The 20,739-nt window shown below is 39.6% G+C and carries 18 protein-coding genes; 7 read left to right on the top strand and 11 right to left on the bottom strand.

Annotation, left to right across the window (positions count from 1 at the left end; genetic code table 11):
- Positions 1-8 precede the first annotated feature (8 nt).
- From STRMA_RS09220 to STRMA_RS09180, 9 genes are all read right to left on the bottom strand, one after another.
- Entirely contained in the window at positions 9-902 is an 894-nt protein-coding gene (locus STRMA_RS09220) for a hypothetical protein (protein WP_003081811.1), read from the bottom strand.
- 6 nt (positions 903-908) lie between these two features.
- Positions 909-2,486 carry a T7SS effector LXG polymorphic toxin gene (locus STRMA_RS09215; protein WP_003080456.1) on the bottom strand — a complete coding sequence of 526 codons (1,578 nt, stop codon included), beginning with the start codon at positions 2,484-2,486 and terminating at the stop codon, positions 909-911.
- Positions 2,487-2,509: 23 nt separating this feature from the next.
- Positions 2,510-2,890: a TIGR04197 family type VII secretion effector gene (locus STRMA_RS09210; protein ID WP_003082294.1), complete on the bottom strand. Its 381-nt coding sequence runs from the start codon at positions 2,888-2,890 to the stop codon at positions 2,510-2,512.
- Positions 2,891-2,908: 18 nt separating this feature from the next.
- A complete protein-coding gene (gene essC / locus STRMA_RS09205) occupies positions 2,909-7,267 on the bottom strand; it encodes a type VII secretion protein EssC (protein WP_003080047.1) in 4,359 nt (1,452 codons plus the stop codon).
- A 19-nt stretch (positions 7,268-7,286) separates the two neighbouring features.
- Positions 7,287-8,513: a type VII secretion protein EssB gene (essB, locus tag STRMA_RS09200; protein ID WP_003082307.1), complete on the bottom strand. Its 1,227-nt coding sequence runs from the start codon at positions 8,511-8,513 to the stop codon at positions 7,287-7,289.
- Positions 8,514-8,750 (bottom strand): EsaB/YukD family protein, encoded by a 237-nt coding sequence (locus tag STRMA_RS09195; RefSeq protein ID WP_003080959.1) that lies wholly within the window; start codon positions 8,748-8,750, stop codon positions 8,514-8,516.
- The gene (essA, locus tag STRMA_RS09190; protein ID WP_040841921.1) at positions 8,737-9,213 is read right to left on the bottom strand and encodes a type VII secretion protein EssA; all 477 of its coding nucleotides are present in this window, start codon (positions 9,211-9,213) and stop codon (positions 8,737-8,739) included. The genes STRMA_RS09195 and essA overlap by 14 nt, the downstream gene beginning before the upstream one ends.
- 32 nt (positions 9,214-9,245) lie before the next feature.
- Positions 9,246-12,383, bottom strand: coding sequence for a type VII secretion protein EsaA (gene esaA / locus STRMA_RS09185; RefSeq protein WP_003079133.1), 3,138 nt, complete (start codon positions 12,381-12,383; stop codon positions 9,246-9,248).
- A gap of 220 nt (positions 12,384-12,603) precedes the next feature.
- Positions 12,604-12,900, bottom strand: coding sequence for a WXG100 family type VII secretion target (locus STRMA_RS09180; RefSeq protein ID WP_003081486.1), 297 nt, complete (start codon positions 12,898-12,900; stop codon positions 12,604-12,606).
- Between the two features lie 596 nt (positions 12,901-13,496).
- Here STRMA_RS09180 and STRMA_RS09980 point away from each other — a divergent pair.
- From STRMA_RS09980 to STRMA_RS09135, 7 genes are all read left to right on the top strand, one after another.
- A complete protein-coding gene (locus STRMA_RS09980) occupies positions 13,497-15,125 on the top strand; it encodes a T7SS effector LXG polymorphic toxin (RefSeq protein WP_003079660.1) in 1,629 nt (542 codons plus the stop codon).
- Positions 15,126-15,134: 9 nt separating this feature from the next.
- Positions 15,135-15,815 carry a DUF443 domain-containing protein gene (locus STRMA_RS09160; protein WP_003081842.1) on the top strand — a complete coding sequence of 227 codons (681 nt, stop codon included), beginning with the start codon at positions 15,135-15,137 and terminating at the stop codon, positions 15,813-15,815.
- Entirely contained in the window at positions 15,815-16,480 is a 666-nt protein-coding gene (locus STRMA_RS09155; RefSeq protein ID WP_003080103.1) for a DUF443 family protein, read from the top strand. Before STRMA_RS09160 ends, STRMA_RS09155 begins: the two co-directional genes overlap by 1 nt.
- Positions 16,481-16,542: 62 nt before the next feature.
- Positions 16,543-17,205, top strand: a complete 663-nt coding sequence (locus STRMA_RS09150) for a DUF443 domain-containing protein (protein WP_003082369.1) — start codon at positions 16,543-16,545, stop codon at positions 17,203-17,205.
- A gap of 29 nt (positions 17,206-17,234) precedes the next feature.
- Positions 17,235-17,534 (top strand): DUF4176 domain-containing protein, encoded by a 300-nt coding sequence (locus STRMA_RS09145; RefSeq protein ID WP_003080940.1) that lies wholly within the window; start codon positions 17,235-17,237, stop codon positions 17,532-17,534.
- Positions 17,527-17,793 (top strand): hypothetical protein, encoded by a 267-nt coding sequence (locus STRMA_RS09140; protein WP_003078964.1) that lies wholly within the window; start codon positions 17,527-17,529, stop codon positions 17,791-17,793. The genes STRMA_RS09145 and STRMA_RS09140 overlap by 8 nt, the downstream gene beginning before the upstream one ends.
- A 168-nt stretch (positions 17,794-17,961) precedes the next feature.
- On the top strand, positions 17,962-18,531 hold the full coding sequence (locus STRMA_RS09135; RefSeq protein ID WP_234943964.1) for a TetR/AcrR family transcriptional regulator: 570 nt from the start codon (positions 17,962-17,964) through the stop codon (positions 18,529-18,531).
- A gap of 72 nt (positions 18,532-18,603) precedes the next feature.
- Here STRMA_RS09135 and STRMA_RS09130 read toward each other — a convergent pair whose 3' ends face one another.
- Together STRMA_RS09130 and STRMA_RS09125 are read right to left on the bottom strand one after the other, a co-directional pair.
- Entirely contained in the window at positions 18,604-19,923 is a 1,320-nt protein-coding gene (locus tag STRMA_RS09130; protein ID WP_003080315.1) for an FAD-containing oxidoreductase, read from the bottom strand.
- A 280-nt stretch (positions 19,924-20,203) separates the two neighbouring features.
- On the bottom strand, positions 20,204-20,716 hold the full coding sequence (locus STRMA_RS09125; protein ID WP_003081057.1) for a DUF536 domain-containing protein: 513 nt from the start codon (positions 20,714-20,716) through the stop codon (positions 20,204-20,206).
- Between the last annotated feature and the right edge of the window lie 23 nt (positions 20,717-20,739).

Raw genomic sequence — 20,739 nt, 5'->3', positions numbered from 1 at the left:
ATCTTTAATTACTGCAACCCCTTTTTCAGCAGTTCTGGATGCTTTTTCAGATACTTTTTGCCATACCATTCTTCTAAGCTTTTACCTTCCCACTCGCGGTATTCCTCTGGGTATTTCCATTTGTAGTAGGCTTGAAGATAACAAGGTAATTCCAGAAATACAAGCATCGCAATGATAGCCACATTCAAAACAATCCAAGTCAGAAAAAGGCCTAAACCTTCCATTGAAGTTGAAAATTTTATAGAAAAACTTTTTAAAATAAAATTGATAATAACACCAAAGCCTAAAATCCCCATTCCATAAACAGCTAGCTTACTGGCTATTTTATCACTTAAGCTAGGAGAAACATCTGTTCCATACAGAAGAGTTTTGAGGCGTCTAACTCTGCCGGTAAACATGACATAGGCTAAGAGTAACATCAAGCCAAAGATAGCAAGAATTCCCCAAAGAGATAAAGCCGGTAGGGAGACATCAATTGCTAATAAATTAAGCTCTAAACTAAACCAAATTATAAACGTAATAGCATGAAAATGATTGCGATAGGGTAGTATGTATCCCTTTCTAAAAGTTTTACCAAGTATTATCAGAAATATCCAAAGTAAGAAGCAAATTAAATACACCTCTGTTGTTAATAAAGCAAATCGGGATATGGGAATTGTCAAATCTTTAGGATTGGACTCGTGTAAAGATAGTGAAAAAACTAGAAACATAAAGTTTATAAAAATAGGTCCAACAAGAGTTGAAATTATGTTTTGTATTCTGATTCTTATAGTTGGTCTACCTGCTTTATAATATTTCTCTAACTTAGAGAAAACATCCCTTTTCTGAAACTGCAAAAAACCATCATCTTCTAGATTAAGACTCTCTTCAAATGATGCTTTAAAAATAGACTTTCTCTTCATAAGCTATCACCCAAATCCTAGTGCCTTGCCGACTCCACCAATTGCATTGGAGACAGCATTGGCTGCTCCTTTAATTCCCTTTCCAACTTTACCAATAATATTCTTCGTTCCTTTTACGGGATCATCAAAGAATTTAGGTTCGATCATTTTAATGACTTGGATCCCCACTCCTATACCAGCTCCTACCACTGCACCAGCAGTTGTTCCGAATATAGGAACCGCACTTCCTACCGCAGCACCCAATGTAGCCCCCTCTAAAGGTCCGACACTGGAAACAGCAGAAAGAGCTCCTTTGCCAACTGCTTTTCCGACATTCCCTGTTTTTCGATACTCATCGACACCGCTAGAGACTCCGCTAATGCCTAGTTCGGCAACCGTCGCAACTGTCCCGACTTTGCCTAAAAACTTGATGCCTTTCCCTAAAAATTTGGCCTCACCGACAAAATTCTTACCGGTTTTGACAGCCTCTTCTAAAGATTTGAAGCCAGTCACTTTTTCTAAGCCCCATTTGGCAGCTGATTTGACGGGGCTGGCTGCTTTCTCCAGATACTTGAAGCCTTTGGAGAATTTCTCACCGAATTTCCCCATGCTTTCGTACTTGGACAGACCGCTTAGAACCGCTGTTACAAACTTATCTCCTTTAGCGCCTGTTTTCTCCACAGCCGCTAAAATCTCCCACAAACCGTCCGACTTAAGGACAGCCTTGGTGAAGTTTTTAGGAAGCAGAGCCATAACCTGACTGAGCCGTTTGGCTTCATTGCTCCCCATCACATCTTTAAACTGTTCATAGAGAGTTTTCTGATTTTCCTGCTGCTTTAGCGCCCTTTTAACTTTCTCATCTAACTTGATATTGGGATGCGCCTTTTGGTAAGCCTTAATCGCCTTAGCGTCTTTAGCATTAAGAGCTTCGCCCTTATTGACTTTAGCGACAGCTCTCTGATAAGCCTCCCGCTTTTCCCACTGGGACTTAATCGTCTTGGTCCAGGCCAACTCCTTCTTACTGGGCAGGGTGAATGTACCGTTAAAACCTGAGATCCCGCTTTGCAGCTGAGAAAGCCCCGTATTGACCGCACTCTCTAAGCCTGCAATATCGTTGAAAAAACCAGAAGATTTGGCATCGTACTCCCGGAGCTTGCGCAGCTTCTCTTCCAAATCCCGCTTAGTCCCCTCATCAGCACTAATCGCCTGATCGAAAGACTGCGTATCCGCAGCGCTGTCAACGCGTTTCATAGCCGTTTTAGTCGCGCGGTTGGTAGCAAGCGTAGAGTTCAAGGCATGGATCTGAGCTGTTAAGGTCTCTTCATCCAAATCCTCATTGCCGACACTGGCACGGTATTCATCCGGCAGCTTCTTGATATCGGCCTTAGCCGCCTCTGCCAGAAGGACAAAGGCTTGGGCTAAAGGCTTGACCACACTGCTGCCATAGTTCTTGATATTACTGTAGGCCGAACCAGACAGCCTGTCTTCATTAGCCAGCTGGTCTATGGATTTGACCAGCTGTTCAAAACCAGCCTTATAATTATCAGCAAGCGTTCCTACTGAGCTGGCTTGGGTATCAGAGCTCCCTAATACCATTTTGACCATAATAATTATCCTTTCTAAGCCCTTTAATTAAAGGCTGCTGAATCAGAAGCAACAGCTGGAACACCTGTACCATTGGCATTGGCTCCATTGCTGCGGTTCGTCCGGGCAACATCTGAACTCCAGCCCGTCAGACCAGAGACGGCACTGGCTATCTCCGAATCCTTTTCCTGAAAATGACTGTCAATTTGGGTCACACAGTCTGAAAAGCTTTCAATCCCTGTGGCTATCTGATTAGCACTGTTAGACAGACTGTCTATCAAGGGAGAGGCATTGCTAACATTGCCTGTAATGGTGGAATCTCCATCTTTAGTAGCAGCACTGTAACCCAGAACCGTTGCCGTTCCCGTATTTATGTTTGTCGCAATAGTGCTGGCTGCCCCAGCATCTGATTTGATTTGTCCCATAAATGAATTGTTCTCCTCTTAGTCTCTTGTGATTTTGAGTAATTGTTCCTGCCGGCGATCATGCAGATAAACCGTATCAGTCTCTAAGTAAGGTTCTTTAGAATTGAACTGCTTCGGCAGGAAATTCTGATCAAGCATCCGCATCCCAAATAGAATATGGCTGGCATGTTGGCGAACGTATTTCGCTGTGACATCTCCGCTAATTCCCAGATAGTTTTTATGACCCCCGATAAAGAGATGCATCTTAACCTTGGAGCCACGCTCAAAGATAGTCGTTAGCTGTGTGAGACTCAGTTGGCTTTGTTCCACGAAATGTTCCAAATCTGGAATAATACCAAACCATTCTTTGTAATCCGTTTCCTTATCTAAGGTTTCACGCTGTTTTAATTCCAAAATAAGCTGCGCTAAACGTTTTTGCATAGCTTTGTCAGTCGTAGGAACATATGTTCTAACGTGCTCCGCCAAATGATCATACTGATCTTCCGTATCAAAGAGCATGACCGAACTATTTGGCAGAGAACTGAGAACAGCCACCAAATGGCTTGTGATCATCATCAAATGTTCCTCATTATCTGCAATATAAGCTGCTTGTTTGAGACGTGCCAAAGGGATAGAGACACTTTCAACAGTTTCCATACTAAGCCCTAGAGGCAGTTCTCCATGCTGGAAAGCATTGACAACACTGGATTTAGCCATGAAATCTGAAAAGTGCACAACTTCTGGAACGAGCGGAATCGCAGCTGGACGGATACCTGTCCAAGCATTGTCTATCTGAGTAATTTTATTTTGAAGATTGATGAGAACTTCTTGGCTAGTCATACCGCTGGCTGGCAAAGCCACTTGGAAAACTTCTGGATCGGGATAGCGTATCAAACCGCGTCCCGGAATATCTTCCAGTTTATAATCATATTTGCCAATAATGGTTCTGACATCATTATCTTCAGCCATCTTCAAAGCCAAACGCTCTCGCATATTGGACTGTAGACTGCCTTTAAGAGTGGACAAGCGCGAAGCTGTCATAACGACCGTAATGCCTAAGCTGTTTCCATCACGGGTTAAAACATGAACCAAAGCATCTAATTGATCCGCTAAAGAACTGTCCTTATGGCCTTCATAGTTGTCTATCATCACCATGATTTGCGGATAAGAATTCCCTAGTTCTCGGTACATTGTACTGTTGGCAACTCCTTGTTCCTGTAAGAAGTTTTTACGCTCAGCCAGCAGATTATTCATACGTTTTATAAATTTTGATAATTTCTCTTCATCATCTGATGTCATAAAATCAGCCGTATGAGGGAGCTGCCGCAGCGGCAGTAAGCCATTAGTCCCAAAATCCAATAAATAAAACTGGACTTCCTCAGGAGTATGGCGCATTGCTAATGACATTGTCAAAGTTTGTAAAAAAGTAGATTTTCCCATGCCAGGCTGAGACAGCAGAATTAAATTTCCTTGGGTGACAGGATTGTACAAAGCTGTTTTCTGAGTCTGCTGGCTAGGGAGGTCAACTGCCCCAATAAGGGCATCATAAGCACTGAAGCGGCCAGAAGCCAGCAGCTTCTCCAAATAAATCCTTTCGCCAAGCGGCGGCAGCCAAGGCTGCGCTAATGGGGCGATCTGCTCATGTTGCACCACTTCTTGAATGTGGTCCACCACCACTTCCAGCTCTGTCGGTATCTCTCGGATTTCAGCGGCTTCATCTAATCCAGATAAATCCTTATTGAGAGCTTCATACTGGCCTAACGGATTGATCAGCGAAATCGTCTCATCAACAATCCCCTGATCGTCCTTATCAGGCTGATAGTCTGCCCCCGACCAAGCACTTTGAAAGAGCTCATAAACTTCGTTATTGCCGACCTGCAAATAAGCCCGCCCTGCCTGCCTAATGTCAGCGGCATCCGGTGTATGAAGCATCTCCTGTGAATCGGCCTTATCTGCCACCTTAAGCGCTATACGAAAGTTGGAGTTGGACCAGATCTGATCATTGACCACACCTGCGGGCTTTTGTGTCGCCAAAATCAGATTAACCCCCAAAGAACGCCCAATGCGAGCTGTGGACACCAGCTCGCTGATAAAGTCCGGCTGTTCGTTTTTAAGCTCCGCAAACTCATCACTGATAATGATCAAATGCGGCAGCGGTTCCTTGACCTCGCCTTGCTTATATTTCTTTTGATAAGCATGGATATGATTGACCCCTGCCTGGGCAAACAGACGCTGGCGCCGCTTATTTTCCGCTTTGATGGAAGCTAAAGCGCGCATGGCTTGATTGCCGTCTAAGTTGGTAATCATCCCCAAGACATGCGGTAAGTCCTTAAAGAGATTGGCCATTCCGCCGCCTTTATAGTCAATCAAGAGAAAGGCGACATCATGCGGGTGGAAATTGACAGCTAAGCTGAGGATATAAGACTGAATCAGCTCAGACTTACCAGATCCGGTTGTCCCTGCAATCAAGCCGTGCGGACCGTGCGCACGTTCGTGCAAGTCCAGCATCACATCATCATCTCTTCCGCGTAAGCCCAAGGGAACCGCCATAGACTGATGCGGAGAATGCGATTGCCAGCGTGACAAAATAGCCAAATCTTCCGCTCGCTCGGCTCTATACATCTCTAAGAAACTGACATTGTCTGGAATGGCCGACTTAAGTGTTGTCAAGTGATTGAGAGGCGCTAATCGGCGGCTCAGGCTTTCTTTATCATATCCTTTTGGAAAATGCTCTAGACTAAAATTCTGCTCTTTCAGAGCACCTTCTTCCATCACAAGCTCTCCAGTCAGCTGGTCTTTGACACGTACTACTGTCTGAACATTTTCTGACAGCGAACGCATAATATCCTGAACAAAAATCAAACTGCAGCCTAAAGATGTCGGATCCTTGGCAAAATACTCCATGATAACATGATCCATCACCAAGGACTCATCTGTAATCAAAACGACATAATGCGGAGAAAAGCGAAGCTCTTGATTAGGGCCTGAACTGTCTCTTTGGAGCTGACGCTGCTTCAATACCTGCATTAAGCTGTTGAGCACCTGATCTCTGGTACGCTGATTATAGACAAACCCTCGGACGTTAATTCCTTCAAGCGCCGCGTGGGGCAGCCAGCGCATCCACTCCCACTGCTCTTTCTCAGATTCAGGCATAATCGTTATCAAACGTAAATCATGATAAGAATGAAAAAAAGCCAGTTGGTGAACTAAAAGCCCAAGCTGTTCAAGCACCAAAGAACGCTCTCCCACATAGCCAACCGGACCATGCATCAGATTGGCCAAAACAGGCATATCTTTTAGAATTTTATGGCTTTGGTAAAGCTCAAAACCTTCTGCTTCCAAGGGATCTTTAACACCTGAGCGCTCCTGCTGAGAATAGCTGAGCTGATAGCTAGTAGGGACTTCTCCCAGCCCTAAACGGTAGGTCAGAAAATCAAACTGTTCGGTGGTTTTTTCATAAATACGATGCGAAAATTCCTGAGCAAGTGTACTTAACATTGAGATATCCGGATAATGGTAAAACTGACCTGAACGCTGTTCATTAGCCAATTGGGTCAATTGGATAGATTTATCAGAAAGATAAGCATGATAGGCTGAGATCCGATCGGCTAAACTTTGCTTATAGTCGCGCTTATTGCGAAAATAATTTTGAACAGAAAAAACAGCAGTCGTGATCCCCATAGCCACTGACAGAAAGATATAAATCCCCCTAGGCTGGAAAATAGAAATCAAAACAACGACCCCAATCATAACCAAGGGCGGAAGCAGCATTCGCATCAATTCATTACGCGGCTTTGCGGGTTCTTGCGGCGGCGCATTGACCGTTACCTTATCCTCGCTGGAACGATAGATTAAACGCGGGGAGCGGTGATAATCTGGATAATCTTCATAATAATGATAACTAGAAACCGTTGTTTTTAGCAAGCCCCTTGCTGTTAGGGAGCCCCATACCCAGATCTCTTTTGGAAAAACCTTAATCAAGCTGTCATCAAAAGCTATTTCTGAGCCAAAAGACAACGTTTGACTCCCTTGCAGCAAATGATTATTCAGATAAACTGGGGCTCCTAGATTCTGCAGCTCCCATTCCCCAGAAGCCGTTTGATCCAAAATGAGCAAAATCTCTGGATTAGAAGGCACTAAAGAACTAACAGCCTGAGAGCCAATTGTTAGCTGCGATTGATCACTAACAGCATAGTAGCTAACCTCTTTTGGTTTTTGATAAACAGCTAGATCACCTATACGAAGGCCTGTCCCTACCGTACCGCTCTTTCCTTCGCTAGTATAATGCAGTTCTCCCTCTTTGAGAAAAACCGTCAACTGTTCAGAGACTGGCAGCTCACCAGTCTCTGCTACCGTTAAAACTTGCCGATAGGTGCCTTTTAGGACAATGATATCCATAGCCTTCCTTTCTTAAATCCTACTTTCCTTTTGAAGATGAGGAGGAAGATTTCGCTGACGCTTTCGATTGTTCGCCGTCTTTTCCTCCTGCAAGTGCAGTCTTGCGGTCATCCCAATACTGATCATATTCTGATTGCAGTTGGGATAATTTTTCATCTCGTTTTTTAGCAGATAGACTGCTGTCTTTACGGGTTGCTGTGATACTTTCTGCTAAAGCATACAAAATTAAATCAACATCATCCAGCCGCTTAGCAGTATCAACAGCAGCCCCATTATTTCCACGCCCAATTTGAATCCAGTAATCCAAATAAAGCTCATCAGACTTTAATGTCACGTTATTAAGAACAACACCTCTTTGTTCATCATTAAAGTCCAGTCCTTTGATATAAGCATAAGCTAACTCATATTTCTGCGTGTAAGGCAGTTTTTTCAGAGGAACTTTATCTAAATCATCAATAAGGCCATTGTAGTCGAATTTGAGAAAAGACTTATCCGCTTGCAGCATTTTTGCTTGAAAAGGACTTTGGAAAAAGACAAGATAGACCAAAGGAAAACATAAAATGACTGCCAGTGCTGTAAGCCAAATCGTTGCATATTTATAAAATTTAAAGCGATACTTAGAAACAAGCTGCTGAGTCTCTGACTCTTCCTTTCTTTTTTCCTCATAAAGAGCCATAAGATAGTCTTCAAGTTTTTCTAAATCCTCTGATTGGCGGACTGTTTCTAAAAATCGAGGTAATTTTAATACTTCTAAGCCGCCCTCATACAATGTTAGAAAATCCTCACCAGTAAAGAGACTGACAATAAGTGATTGACACTGCCGCAAAAAATCCAGCGGTGTTAAAGCCTGAGGTATCATAGCATTCATAAGACTGCGATAGGCTATTTGAACACGCAAATCTTTGCTAATGACAAAATTGATAGGATGCAAGATAAAGCCAAAAGAGTATCTAAGTGTGTCTTTCAATTCTAAAAGATTAAGGCAAAAGCGCAATTGTTCAGACATTCTAAGCTGTTTCACATGGCTGAATGACTCTCCTAAAGGTGGAATTTGATAGGTAAAGGTTATGTGTTCATCCTCAAAATGCCAGCTTTGAGGTAAAAAATGAGGAGAGTCTACTTCTAAAAGCTGGAGCTGTTCTAAATGAGATAGGTTAATATCTGAACGTTTCAATACCAACTGCCAATTATCCTTATTTTTTTCAAAAATAAAGTTCTGTCCTAAAAAGTTAAACTGTTCTATCATTCAGAGTTCCTCTAATCGTAAATAATCACCTGTAGTAATGGGATAGTCAGCCAAAAGAGCCGTTTCAGAAAGGAGAAGTCCTTTATTAACCACGACAAGCTGATAGGCATGTTCTGCCTTTGGGATTTTAAAAATTTGACTTAATTCATGGCTTAGCTGTTTAACCGTCACTTTAGTAGGAATACGCAGGTCCACTGCCTGCTGGCCAAGATCAAAGCTAATATTAATAAATGGCATTATCGATTTCCTCCTTACTCTTACTAAAACGATAAGTAAAAGCACTTGCTATACCAGTTGATAATAAAATGACCGCAGTATAAATAAGCGTATTAGCTAAATTCCATTGATCATCCTGCTGATCTCCCCTCAAGCTTACAGAATGGCTAACAGATGATTGAAAAAGATGGCCATTTTTTTGTTTGCTGCTAGTTGTAACAGCTCTGCCCTTTTGAAAAAGTTCCCGCTGCTGACTGGATAAAGCAGCTTTGCCATTTTTACTATCAGACAATTTTTGAGTATCTTCTTCTCCAAATAAATCAGTGACCCGTTTAGATTGTTCACCCAAACTTTTCTTCTTATCTTGAGAAAGGCGATCAGAATCAAAGGTTAAATCATTATCTTTTACAGCAGCCACTGATGTCCTTGATGGTAACAACAGCAGTCCGCTGATTAGCAATACAAACAATAAAACACGTCTCATATCTCCACCTTCTTTCACTAAAGCAAGCAAGCTTAGTCTTCAATCATTTTTGTTTGATAAGTCTGATTTTCCCAAGGGAAACGGATAAACATATTACAAATTATCATGATAACAGCAAAAGCAAATAAGAGTAATATTAATTTAGCATCCACTGCAATATGATCAAAATAAAGCGTTAATTTCGTTTCCATAAAAGTCAGTATATTCCACTTTTTAAGCTTTTGAGCTAAGTCAGCAGTTGCAACTGTTGTACCAACTGCATTTGAGAAATAGACAAAGCTGACAAGATTATATAAGCTAAGGCCCATTCCAAGAGCTTTCATATGCTTTAAAAGGAAATACTGCCCATGTAAAAGCAGAAAACTGCAAAGGACAAAGAGTAATATCCAAGATGGAACCATATCTCTATCAAGATTCATTGATCTGCTTGAAATAATACCTAGAACTAGTCCCTCTACCAAGGCTAAAGCCGACAGTGCCCCCACATTAAGTGGATCAGTATTGGTTAAAAGGCCTTTGATAAACTTGTTTTTCACGCGCTTGATCAAATCTTGTACTGCAAATAGATAAGCAGTAAAGAGACTGATAACAGCCAGCAGTAAAACCCAAGTGAAGGGCCGGTAAGTATTTACTTTTGATTTGTAGGATGATGTTCTTGATGCGACTGGACTTGATAAGAATTCTAACAGCGCTTCGTTAGGCACACCATTCTTATAAGCTTTATCTAAAACACTGACAAATGATTTCACAAAGTCATTGCTTTGAGCTAGTTCAACCCTAAATTTCTTCATCAATTCTTGTGCATCAGCTGACATTTTCTTACTATCAGACTCAGCTGTTTTAGCAGCCTTGTTAAAAGAGGCAAATGATGAAGAAACAGATGAAGCTGCTTTAGCATTCGAAGCTGCTGATGTTTTCAACGATTCTGACTGCGAAATCAGCTTTGAAATTTTAGAAGATAGACCTGAAAATTTGCCTGATTTATCCTTAGCACTGCTGCTGTCTTTAGATAGCTCTTGACTTCCTGTTTTGCCATCTTGCGCATCTCCATAGACTGCTTTGAAACGTCCCAAAGTATCATCGATATCTTTTTTTAGTTTCTCATTAGTCTGCTGGATTTTTTCCATATTTTTAACTAATTTTTCTCGAGTTGAACGCAAATTTTGCAAGGTCTTATTAACATCTCTGTTAGCAGAATAAGTATTTACCGAATTTTCAACAGCCTGAGTCAAAAGATTAGTTAAAAGAGTTTTTGCACTTTGCTTAAAGAAGGAATCCGTCAGATTTTCCTGACTGCCATCAGGATAGTAAATCCTTAACAGATTTCCTGCAGTATTGTAAGCTCCGACGGCTTCCTGAGCTGCTGCTGCATATTTTTCAACTTTAGAACTATAATCAGCCAGATTAAACGATTTCGCTTCAGTGCTTGTTACATTTCCCAGATTGACTTGAATGGAAGCTGACGATTGATGACTGCTATTGTCTTCGTCATTTTGGACATTTCCCTCTGAAGAAGCTGTTTTGATATTATAATGAAATTCATTTTTCTTACTGAGATCAACATTAATCGTCTCTGAAGGACTGACAGGAGCAGAAGCTTGACCATCTGTTACGACATACCAAGATTCAACTTTGACATCACCAGTAACGCGCAAGCTGGCAGCAACTGCCGTATTAGTCTTAGCTGTCGCCTTAACATCATCTGTATTATAATGACGGACATCTTCTGCAGCATGATGAAGTCTCGTCAGCAGATCCGTATTAGCAGAGGTGTAATGATATTTAGAGGCGGGATTCGCATCAGAATACTGCCTAATTTTTGATAAATAATCTGTAGCCGTTACACCTTTTAAATCAGCTGATAGATCCGCTGCTTTATCAGCCGGCAAAAGACTAACAGAATTTGATACCATGCTGTTAACTGATGTTCGATAGCGTTCTAGGTCTGTTGACAAGCCGTTATTTTCGCCCATAAGGACATCAGCAACTGTAATCGTATCTAATGTATCTAATTTTTTACCATAATATCTAGCCAGTTCTTCTTCAACAAGCGTTTTAACACTTTTAATGTTTGGATTTTCTTCATCTTTTTTAACCACCGCTTCAAGCTGTTCCTCTAAGCCATCCAATTGGCTGTTAAGATCTTCTGTGAGCTCTTTATAGGCTTTGCTTTGATCCGTTTCTAAATTACTGGTGCCATCATTTAATGTTTTATCATCAGAAGGAGAATTATCTTCCTGACCATTAGGCTCCTTACCTTTTAATAAGGCGTCTATCCCTTTTTGATCCCCTTCTAAAACAGCAATCATATTACTGATTTGAGCTGACAAATTTTTAGGATTGATTGCCATGAGATCTTTTGTATAGTCTTTAGAAGAAAGATTGCCTTTGCTATAGTCAGATATTAAAGTCCGCAAATCACCTAAAAGACCAGAACTATCAATCCTGTCAAGATTAGCTTTATTGGCATCAGAATTAAGCTTTTCCGCAAATTTACTATGAAGAGATGAACTGCCATCAGCCAAAGAAGCTAAAGCAGGAAAGGTACTTGGAAAGGCTGTAGCGGACTTTAATAAATTGCCAGAATAATTTCCAATGTTATTATTTTGTATTTTAGAAATCGTTTGAGCATTTTGCTGAGCTGTATAAAGATTTCCAAGAATAGAAGCCAAATACATATTCACTAACTGACTATTAAGATCCGATACAACATCACGGCCAACCGCATTAGCTGCAGCCTCTACTCTTGTATTGCCTTTGGCATTAACCTTATAAGTGATCATTGCTTTATCGGCAATAACACTATTAATGTCCAAAATCTTAGCAGAAAAATTACTTGGAATGTAGATCGCTAATTGGTAATTCCCTTTTTTCAAACCAGCTTCTGCAGTTGAACGGCTAGCAACTGTCCAATTCTGGCTATTGTCACGCTCAATGGTTTTGATATAATTAGCTCCTAAATTATATCTCTTATCCTTTTCAGCTATCGTTTTATCCTCATTGACAATAGCAACATTCAAGCGCTCACGCTGCTTGGCAGCACTTTTATTATTGCTGGATCTCTGGACGACAATATTTAAAGCAATAACAGCGCTTAATAGCACAGCAACAAGAGTGATATTGACAATTACTTTAACAGATTTCGGAAGCTCCCACTTTAAAAATTTCATTAACCTTTGAATTCCCTTTTCATAATGATACTAACATGTTAGTAAGATCGCTATTGCGATACTTATAACAGATAAATATAAATTAACTCTTTTGTTGCTTGAGCTAATTATAGTACATAGAGCACTGTAACTAGCTCACACAACAAAGCATGACCAAAAAGTATTTTTTACAATAAATAAGAGTAAGGAGGGATAGCCCCTTCCTACTCCCTTTCAAACATTATGAGCCTGCAATTTGTGAAGCCATGTTTGAGTCAACTTCTTCAAGATTGCCAGCAACAGAATTTAACTGTTGGTTGATTGCTTCAAGCAATTCAGCAAATTGGCTTACTTTTGGTGATAACTCGTTAAATTGTTGTTCAAATGCATCAAAAGCACTACCATCCCAGTTTTCAGAGATAACGGCTTGCTCATTTGTCAGAGATGTCAATACATCATTCACACTTTGAGCACCCTGTGTATACTTAGTTGCTGATGTACGCAGCTCATCTGGGGTCAATTTAATTAAACCAGCCATAAATACAACCTTCCTTTCCTTTAAGATTACTTCTATTTTAGCACAATTCGCTTAATAACGGCAAGGTTTTTTTAAGGATTATCGTTAGAAATAAGTTTGATTCGTCTATACCTGTTAATAATAAAGAAGCTTATATGCTAAAGGATTCCGCTGTCTTCAATATATGATAAAGCCTATTTTGCTATATATTTTTGATAATAAAGGCAAATGTGTTAAAGTTTAACAGTACACTCTCCCAGATTTGTAAGTAGATACTTTAATGACTACGATAACGGAAATCATATACATGTGAATCATATAGGAGTTTTTTATCCTCAATTCAGGGAGTTACAGACTGAGCCTCCCCCTCTTTTCTAGCATGAAAAGATTGACAAAGTGATTTTTGAGAGTTATAAAAATGAGGAAGAAACTCATTTTATGAAAAGCTATTATGATTGGAAAGCTAATTTGAGTATTCTGCGCAAGCAAATTGGTTAGGTCTGGTTCTAGCTGTAAAAAGGGGCTGGCAACAGTCTCTTTTTAAATCTCATTTTGAGAATAATAGCGCGGTGTGTTACAATAAACAAGATTATTATCATAAGAAAGGACAATGATTTATGGTCAAAATGGTATTAGGGAGCTCTGATACCCAAGCCAGCTCAGTGGGAACGCTTGCTGATAATTATAAGGCCGGTTTTGAACAGCTGGTCAAATCCATAGACCAGCTGGCTAATGAAGACAGGCTGTCTGGTTCGGCCTACAGTAATATCAAGAACTATGGCAGCAGTGTGGTCAAACCTTTAGCCCAAGCCTTTGTCCTTCTGGCAGAGGCGGCTAAGGCCGATATCAAGAAGCTGCCGGATGAGTACCGCGCCAGTGTCGGCAATGAGGATTTGGATGAAGAGACCTTAACAGCTCAGATCCATGCCTTGAACTCTACGCTTGCTACCAACCGCGCGACTAAAACGGCTATGAAACGCATTGACAGCGCTGCGGATACGCAGTCTTTCGATCAGGCGATTAGTGCTGATGAGGGGACTAAGCGGGATTTGGAAGAGAAGCTGCGCAAGCTCCGGGAGTACAATGCTAAATCTTCTGGCTTTTTCAGCGATATTGCAGGCTTAGAGAGTGCGGTCAATACGGGTCTTTCTCAGCTGCAAAGCGGGATCTCAGGTTTTAATGGGACTTTCACCCTGCCCAGTAAGAAGGAGTTGGCCTGGACCAAGACGATTAACAAAGAGTATAAGCAGTATCAACACTACCAATCAGCTGTTATTAAGGCAGAAAAAGGAGAGAAGCTTACTGAAGAAGAAGCGAAAGCTGTTGAAGCTTATAAGAAGAAGCACCCAGGTTTAACTATTGATAAGTCTGTGATTAAGGCGGCTGATAAGAAAATGAGCCGAGTCAAAGAAAAAGAGCAGTACGAGGCAGTTGTAAAAAAAGCTAAAAATGGTGAGAAATTAACGAATAAAGATGTTCAAATTTTGACAGCCTATGCTCAAAGCCATCCAAATGCAAAAGTTGATATAAACGTTGTGAAAGCGATCAAGGATTATGTTAACAAAGTTAAGAATCACTACGATAAAAACAGCACAAAATATGATATCTATGCTAATGTTGTTGAACAACTTGGTTTAGGTGTACAGCGCTTAGGCGGCTTGGTTTCTGTTTTGGGAGGAATTAAGGGGCCTGCTACAGTTGATGCTAAAGGTGTTTCAACTGCTTTTGTTTTGGTCAATAAAAATGGAGTCGGACAAGCGCTAGCTCGTAATGGTTCCAAAATAGCCTCTGTTGGTAAGTGGGGAGGCAAAGCCCTCGTAGGGCTTGGTTTTGGGCTAGGTATGTTTGATGATATAGCTAATAATGGTAAGTCAGTCGGACAAGCAACAGTTCATAATGGCTTATCAACAGGGATTAGCTGGGGAGCAGGAGCGGGTACAGCAGCTTTAGCAGCGGTTGCACTAGGAAGCAATCCTGTTGGCTGGGCAGCAGCAGGTGTAGCAGCAGCAGGTGTAGCGGCCAGCGCTTTAGCCAGTTTGGGATTTGAAACAGCTTATAAAAACAATTTCTTAGGTCTTCAAGATAGTCTGGATACAGCAGGAAAATGGGTAGACAATGCTGGTAAAAATGTTGGGAAAGCCGTCTCTGATAGTGTTGATGGCACCAAAAATTGGGCTAAAGATACTGCAGGTGGTGTTGGCAGCGCTATTTCTGGCGGTTTAAGTGCTCTCAACCCATTTGATTAAGGAGGAATGATGGAGACTATTCAACTGTATTATAAAGGAAATTTTCGATATGCATTGTTTCTAGTTGATGAGCAATATTATATTATAGATAGACGACCTAGTCATTTTATCGGTTACTGTTTTATTCCATTAAATTGGATATTTTATCATAAAGTTTATCCGATTACGACTGAAGAGTATCAAAAGATTGTGGAAAAACATTCCAAGGCAAGCCAGTTTGTGATTTCGGCCTCCTTGGTAGGAGGGATATCAGTGTTCTTAAATACCTGGATGCGAGTAAATAATATAGATATTTTCCAATATTTTAATACAAATCTTTCTCCGGTCATTAAGGGAATTTTGCTACTCATTGGTTTGCTTAGTTCCTATATGCTACTTCAAATACTATACTCTTCTAAAAAGAAACGTATACAAAACTTGATTGGTAAAAATCTTGATTCGCCGCTTTTTTATAAGTTAAGGCCTGAAAAACCATTACAATTTGCGGTGAATATTACAGGATTTCAGTTATTTGGAGTAGGGCTAACTGCCATTTTTGTAGCAACTTTCCTATATTTAGGAAATATAGCCATGTTCTTAGGAATTATTTTGATGATGTTTATTCTTTTAGGACTAGCAAATGGGGCAATCTCTCCAAATGAAAAATGGAAATATAGGATAGTTGATATCAGAAAGTCAAGTGACAAATAATGGACACTATTCAATTTACTTATGGGAATTTTCGTTACCTAGTTTTTGAGAGAGAAGGTCAATACTATTTACTAGATAGAAGTCCTAGTTATTTTATAGCTTATCTTTTTTCCCCAATAAGTTGGCTTTTTTATCAAAAGATTTATCTGATTACTCAAGAAGGTTATTCTAAGATTCAACAAAAAAATGATAGAGCTAAAAAATTTGTTCTGCCAGCTTCTTTTGGAGCAGGACTTGGAGTATTTGTCTATAACTGGTTTCGATTTAAAAAAATTGATATTTCAATATATTTTAAAACAACGTTTTCTTTTGAAATAAATCTGATTTTGTTGCTACTTAGTCTGATTTTATCTTATACCTTAGCAAAATTATTTTATGTTTATAGAAAGAAGAATATAATTTCTTTGCTTGGCACAGAATTACGCCATCCCCAGTATATGAAGTTAAAGCCACAAAAAATTGATTTTAAACAATTAATAGGATATGTAGCTGTTATGGGAGGACTTATTCTTTTTATGGCGGTCTGCTATCTCTATTCTGCTAATCTCCTTTTCTGCCTAATCACTATTGCACTGAGCTTCATTTATTTTATAGGTTCAAACATTGCTTTTGGCACAGAGGTGAATCAGTTTTATAAAATTGTGGATATTAAAAAGGATAGCTGAGTTGTTTAGTGAGGTGAGGAGGAAGCACTATTATCCAACTACATTTTGATTAAGGAGGAATGATGGAGACTATTCAGTTTCTCTATGGCAATTTTCGTTATCTGATATTTAAGGTTAATCAGCAGTATTATCTCTTTGATAGACGACCTAGTCATTTTATCGGTTATTTATTTCTGCCGCTCAATTGGCTTTTCTATCAAAAAGTTTATCCTATTACAGAAGAGAATTATCTGAGAATTAAACAACGAAATGATAAGTTTAAACATATTGTGATCCCTGCTTCCTTAGGAGCAGGTCTGAGTGTATTTATTGGGGCATGGTCTCGTGCAGTGAATCTCTCTTTTAAAACAAATTTCTCTGAAACTACTAATATTATTTTATTATCTTTGGCTTTGCTTTTATCTTATATTTTAGCCCAGTTAGTGTATCGTTCTAGAGAAAAAAGTATTCTATCTTTTATTCATAGCACCATCAGTCATCCTATATATTATAAAATCAGACCTATTAAAGTGGACTATAAACGACTTATTGGATATTTTATTTTGATGTTAGGTATTCCCTTTTTCTCAGCTTGGTTTTATCTATACTTTAAAGATCTATTATTTTTACTTGCAACATTTATCATGGTATTTTTAGCATTATTATGTGTTAATATTGCTTTTAGTGCGGAGAAAGGGTATGTTTATAAAATAGTAGATATTAAAATTAATAAAGACCATCAGTAATGAATGGTTATAAAGAAAGGAAATTTATTATGTTACCGATTGGAAGTATTGTTTACTTAAAAGAAGGCAGCCGTAAAGTTATGATTTTAAATCGAGGAGCTTTACTTGAAACTGCAGGGAAGCAAGTTATTTTTGATTATTCAGGCTGTATCTATCCTGTAGGGTTGGATGCAAAACAGATTTTTTATTTCAATGAAGACAACATTGATCAAGTTGTTTTTGAAGGCTTTAAAGATGAAGAAGAAAATCGTTATCAAGAACTTTATCAGAAGTGGCTGGAAAAGGAGGGCGCTTCTATCCCTAAGGGTAAAGTAGAAGATATTGGCTAAAAAAGAAATCGCAGCCCTAAATACGACCATTACCGCTAATACGGCTGCATTAGGCGGTATGAAGGCTGACGATCCTAATAAATCTATCACAGAGAACGCGGTTACCAGCGATAAAGCAGAGAGAAAGAAACGTCAAGACAAGCTTAATAAGATCATTGCTTATGATGGTGCTTCCTCAGGCTTTTTCAGCGATATTGCGGGCTTAGAGGCCAATATAAATTCTGGCCTATCCCTTTTGCTCAGGTGTTTCTGGTTTTAACGGCCCATTCACGCTTCCTAGTAAGGGTCAGCTTAAATGGGCCAAGACGATTAACAAAGAGTATAAGCAGTATCAACACTACCAATCAGCTGTTATTAAGGCAGAAAAAGGAGAGAAGCTTTTTGAAGAAGATATTTTCTCTTATGATCATATTAATAGAGGAGGATAATGATGAATGTAAGAAGCCATATTTTAGACTCAGCTCAAGAACTGATTTATCAAAATGGATTCGAAGCGACTTCTATCAGCGATATCACGGCAGCTGCCAAGGTTGGTAAAGGACAGCTCTATCATTATTTTTCATCCAAAAAGCAAATCGGTCTAGAAGTGACAGACCAGCTTCTAGCAGACTGGCAAAAAGAACTGCTGGAAAATATTTTAAAAGACAGCAGTCAGCCCCAAAGAAACATTGGAAAAATGTTAGACTGGATTTGCCATGCCCATGAAGATCAATCTATCTACTATGGCTGTCCAGTTGGCAATCTCATCGTTGAACTCTCAACCAAGGACAAGGATTTTCAAGAACGGCTTAAGAGCTTTATTCAGGACTGGCAAATGGCTTTAGCTGCCAATCTCTCTCAATTGCATCCCGACTGGACAAAGACTAAGGCTCAGACAGAAGCTAAAGCTCTTATTGCTCAAATCCAAGGGGCTCTAGTTTTACTTAAGCTTTCACAAAATTTCAATACCTTAACAGAGTTGATGGATAACCTCAGACAAAAATGCCTAAACAGCTGACAGTTTGCTTTAGTATTGAATAAAAGAGAACAAAAAACGGAGCTTCAATAGAAGCTCCGTTTTTTTGCCTTTTTAAAAGGCAAACACATCATTAAGATTTTCAGATAAACTAGGATGCGTAAAAATTTGGTTTTTCAAATAAGTATAGGGAATATGATTATCAATAGCCATTTTAATCATGTTAATAATCTCTTGTGAATCGGCACTGAAAATGGTCGCTCCTAAGATTTCTTTGGTTTGACTATTAACAAGTACTTTAAAGATGCCCCGAAGATCATTATTAACATGGGCTCGTGGCATATTAGCAACAGCTAACTCATTAACTTGATAAGGAAAACCTGCTGCAATAACTTCAGATTCTATCATACCGACACTTGAAAGTGGAGGTTCAATAAAAGTCGTACGGGGGACATTTTTTCGATCGGAACGTTTATAATGGCCTTGACCTGTCAATTTCCCAAAAACAAGACGAAAATCATCTAAAGAAGTATAGGTAAATTGCAGTCCGCCGTTAACATCACCGACAGCATAGATATTGGGAACACTTGTCTGACAATAGTCATCCACTTGAATGGCTCCATCTTCAGTGAGTGCAATATCTGTATTTTCCAAACCAAGTCCTTCAGTATTAGGTTTGCGGCCAGTAGCATACATCACCGTATCAAAGACATAATCGTGACCATTTGCAGTCAAAATGACTTTATTATCAGCGTCATTTCTAACACCTTCAACACGGGCTCCAAGTTTAAAGCTTACACCATCTTCTTCTAAATAGCTCTGAGCTAGCTTGGCTGCGATAGGTTCTTCTCGGGGAAAGATTGTATCCCCAGACTCAAAAACAGTAACTTGACTGCCCAACCTGCTATAAAGACTGGCAAATTCAAGACCTATATTTCCGCCTCCAATGAGACCTAATCTTTCCGGCTGCTGTTTAAGATTTTGAATACCAGTACTGTCTACAACATTTTTAGTCTCCAGCAAACCCGGTATAGGCAAGACAGCTGACCTTGCTCCCGTATTAATGACGATAATATCAGCCCTTAAGTGTTTCACATCAGATCCTGCTGAAATTTCAACAACTTGGTTAGACAGAAATTGCGCTGTCGCATTGTATAAATCAACACCAGCGGCAGTTAAAACAGTTTCATTTTTATGACGGAGCCGCGTGGTTACAAGCTCCTTTTGAGCCATGGCTTCTGCAAAATTCATATTTTTCTCGGCTGCTTTTATCAAGGTTTTAGTCGGAATACAGCCTATATTAATGCAGGTTCCGCCATACATGGAACTATCTTTTTCGACAAGAGCAACTTTCTTTCCCAAGGAGCTCATCTTGCCAGCTAGGGTCTTCCCAGCTTTACCAAAACCGATAACCAATAAATCATATTTTTTCATTATGAAACCTCCAAAAAGAATAGTCCTTAACACAGTGTCTTTGAGCTTTATTCTTACCTATTGCTTCTACTAAAATTGTACCGAACGGTCGGTTAAACGTCAAATAATCTGCCTGCCATAGCATCTATGATACTGTGAACCTGCTTTTATTTCTTTTATCAAAACCTTCCCGCATAGGATCAATCATTTTTTATTCACTATGGGCAATACTTTTTTTCAAAATAAAAGAACCATGCTATTGATCTGGTTCCTTATTTTTCTTCTTAGATTTTTTATTAATTTAGCGGCCAAATAAACGGGCGAAAAAACCCTTTCTTGCTTCTACTTGTTTTGTCTGAATTTCTTCTACTTCAGCTTTGGCTTCATCAAGTTCCAGCTTAAGCTCTTCTTTATCCTGCATAGCTGTTAATGTTAATTGCTGCTGCTGATCAATTTGCTTATCTTTTTCAGCTATTTGAACATCTTTAATGCGCAGCTGCTCATCTTTCGTTTCAATTTGACTGTCTTTAGCCTTTAGCTGTTCATAAAGGCGCGTGATTTCAGTATTTTTTTCATCAATTAAAATTTCTAGAAATTCACGCTGTTTTACCTCTTCACTAACCGGCTCATCTTCAAAAATAGTCTTCTTGTAAATTTCTTCTAATTTGATAAGGCCGGCACGGTTAACAACAGTAACTCCCTTTTCATTTTTTTCTACATATTCTTCCGGAAAAGCTTTTACACGGTTATTAACCGCCTGTCGGCTTACTCCTAAGATTTCAGCCAACTCGCTGACTGTCTTTTCAATTGCCATAAGTTCCTCATTAATACAGATTT

The sequence above is a fragment of the Streptococcus macacae NCTC 11558 genome (genome assembly GCF_000187995.2).
GTDB lineage: Bacteria > Bacillota > Bacilli > Lactobacillales > Streptococcaceae > Streptococcus > Streptococcus macacae.
This window is presented reverse-complemented; position numbering and strand designations above follow the sequence as displayed.

Coding starts and splice junctions, on each gene's coding strand:
- STRMA_RS09220 (WP_003081811.1), bottom strand. CDS start 902: ATGAAGAGAAAGTCTATTTTTAAAGCATCATTTGAAGAGAGTCTTAAT.
- STRMA_RS09215 (WP_003080456.1), bottom strand. CDS start 2,486: ATGGTCAAAATGGTATTAGGGAGCTCTGATACCCAAGCCAGCTCAGTA.
- STRMA_RS09210 (WP_003082294.1), bottom strand. CDS start 2,890: ATGGGACAAATCAAATCAGATGCTGGGGCAGCCAGCACTATTGCGACA.
- essC (WP_003080047.1), bottom strand. CDS start 7,267: ATGGATATCATTGTCCTAAAAGGCACCTATCGGCAAGTTTTAACGGTA.
- essB (WP_003082307.1), bottom strand. CDS start 8,513: ATGATAGAACAGTTTAACTTTTTAGGACAGAACTTTATTTTTGAAAAA.
- STRMA_RS09195 (WP_003080959.1), bottom strand. CDS start 8,750: ATGCCATTTATTAATATTAGCTTTGATCTTGGCCAGCAGGCAGTGGAC.
- essA (WP_040841921.1), bottom strand. CDS start 9,213: ATGAGACGTGTTTTATTGTTTGTATTGCTAATCAGCGGACTGCTGTTG.
- esaA (WP_003079133.1), bottom strand. CDS start 12,383: ATGAAATTTTTAAAGTGGGAGCTTCCGAAATCTGTTAAAGTAATTGTC.
- STRMA_RS09180 (WP_003081486.1), bottom strand. CDS start 12,900: ATGGCTGGTTTAATTAAATTGACCCCAGATGAGCTGCGTACATCAGCA.
- STRMA_RS09980 (WP_003079660.1), top strand. CDS start 13,497: ATGGTCAAAATGGTATTAGGGAGCTCTGATACCCAAGCCAGCTCAGTG.
- STRMA_RS09160 (WP_003081842.1), top strand. CDS start 15,135: ATGGAGACTATTCAACTGTATTATAAAGGAAATTTTCGATATGCATTG.
- STRMA_RS09155 (WP_003080103.1), top strand. CDS start 15,815: ATGGACACTATTCAATTTACTTATGGGAATTTTCGTTACCTAGTTTTT.
- STRMA_RS09150 (WP_003082369.1), top strand. CDS start 16,543: ATGGAGACTATTCAGTTTCTCTATGGCAATTTTCGTTATCTGATATTT.
- STRMA_RS09145 (WP_003080940.1), top strand. CDS start 17,235: ATGTTACCGATTGGAAGTATTGTTTACTTAAAAGAAGGCAGCCGTAAA.
- STRMA_RS09135 (WP_234943964.1), top strand. CDS start 17,962: ATGATGAATGTAAGAAGCCATATTTTAGACTCAGCTCAAGAACTGATT.
- STRMA_RS09130 (WP_003080315.1), bottom strand. CDS start 19,923: ATGAAAAAATATGATTTATTGGTTATCGGTTTTGGTAAAGCTGGGAAG.
- STRMA_RS09125 (WP_003081057.1), bottom strand. CDS start 20,716: ATGGCAATTGAAAAGACAGTCAGCGAGTTGGCTGAAATCTTAGGAGTA.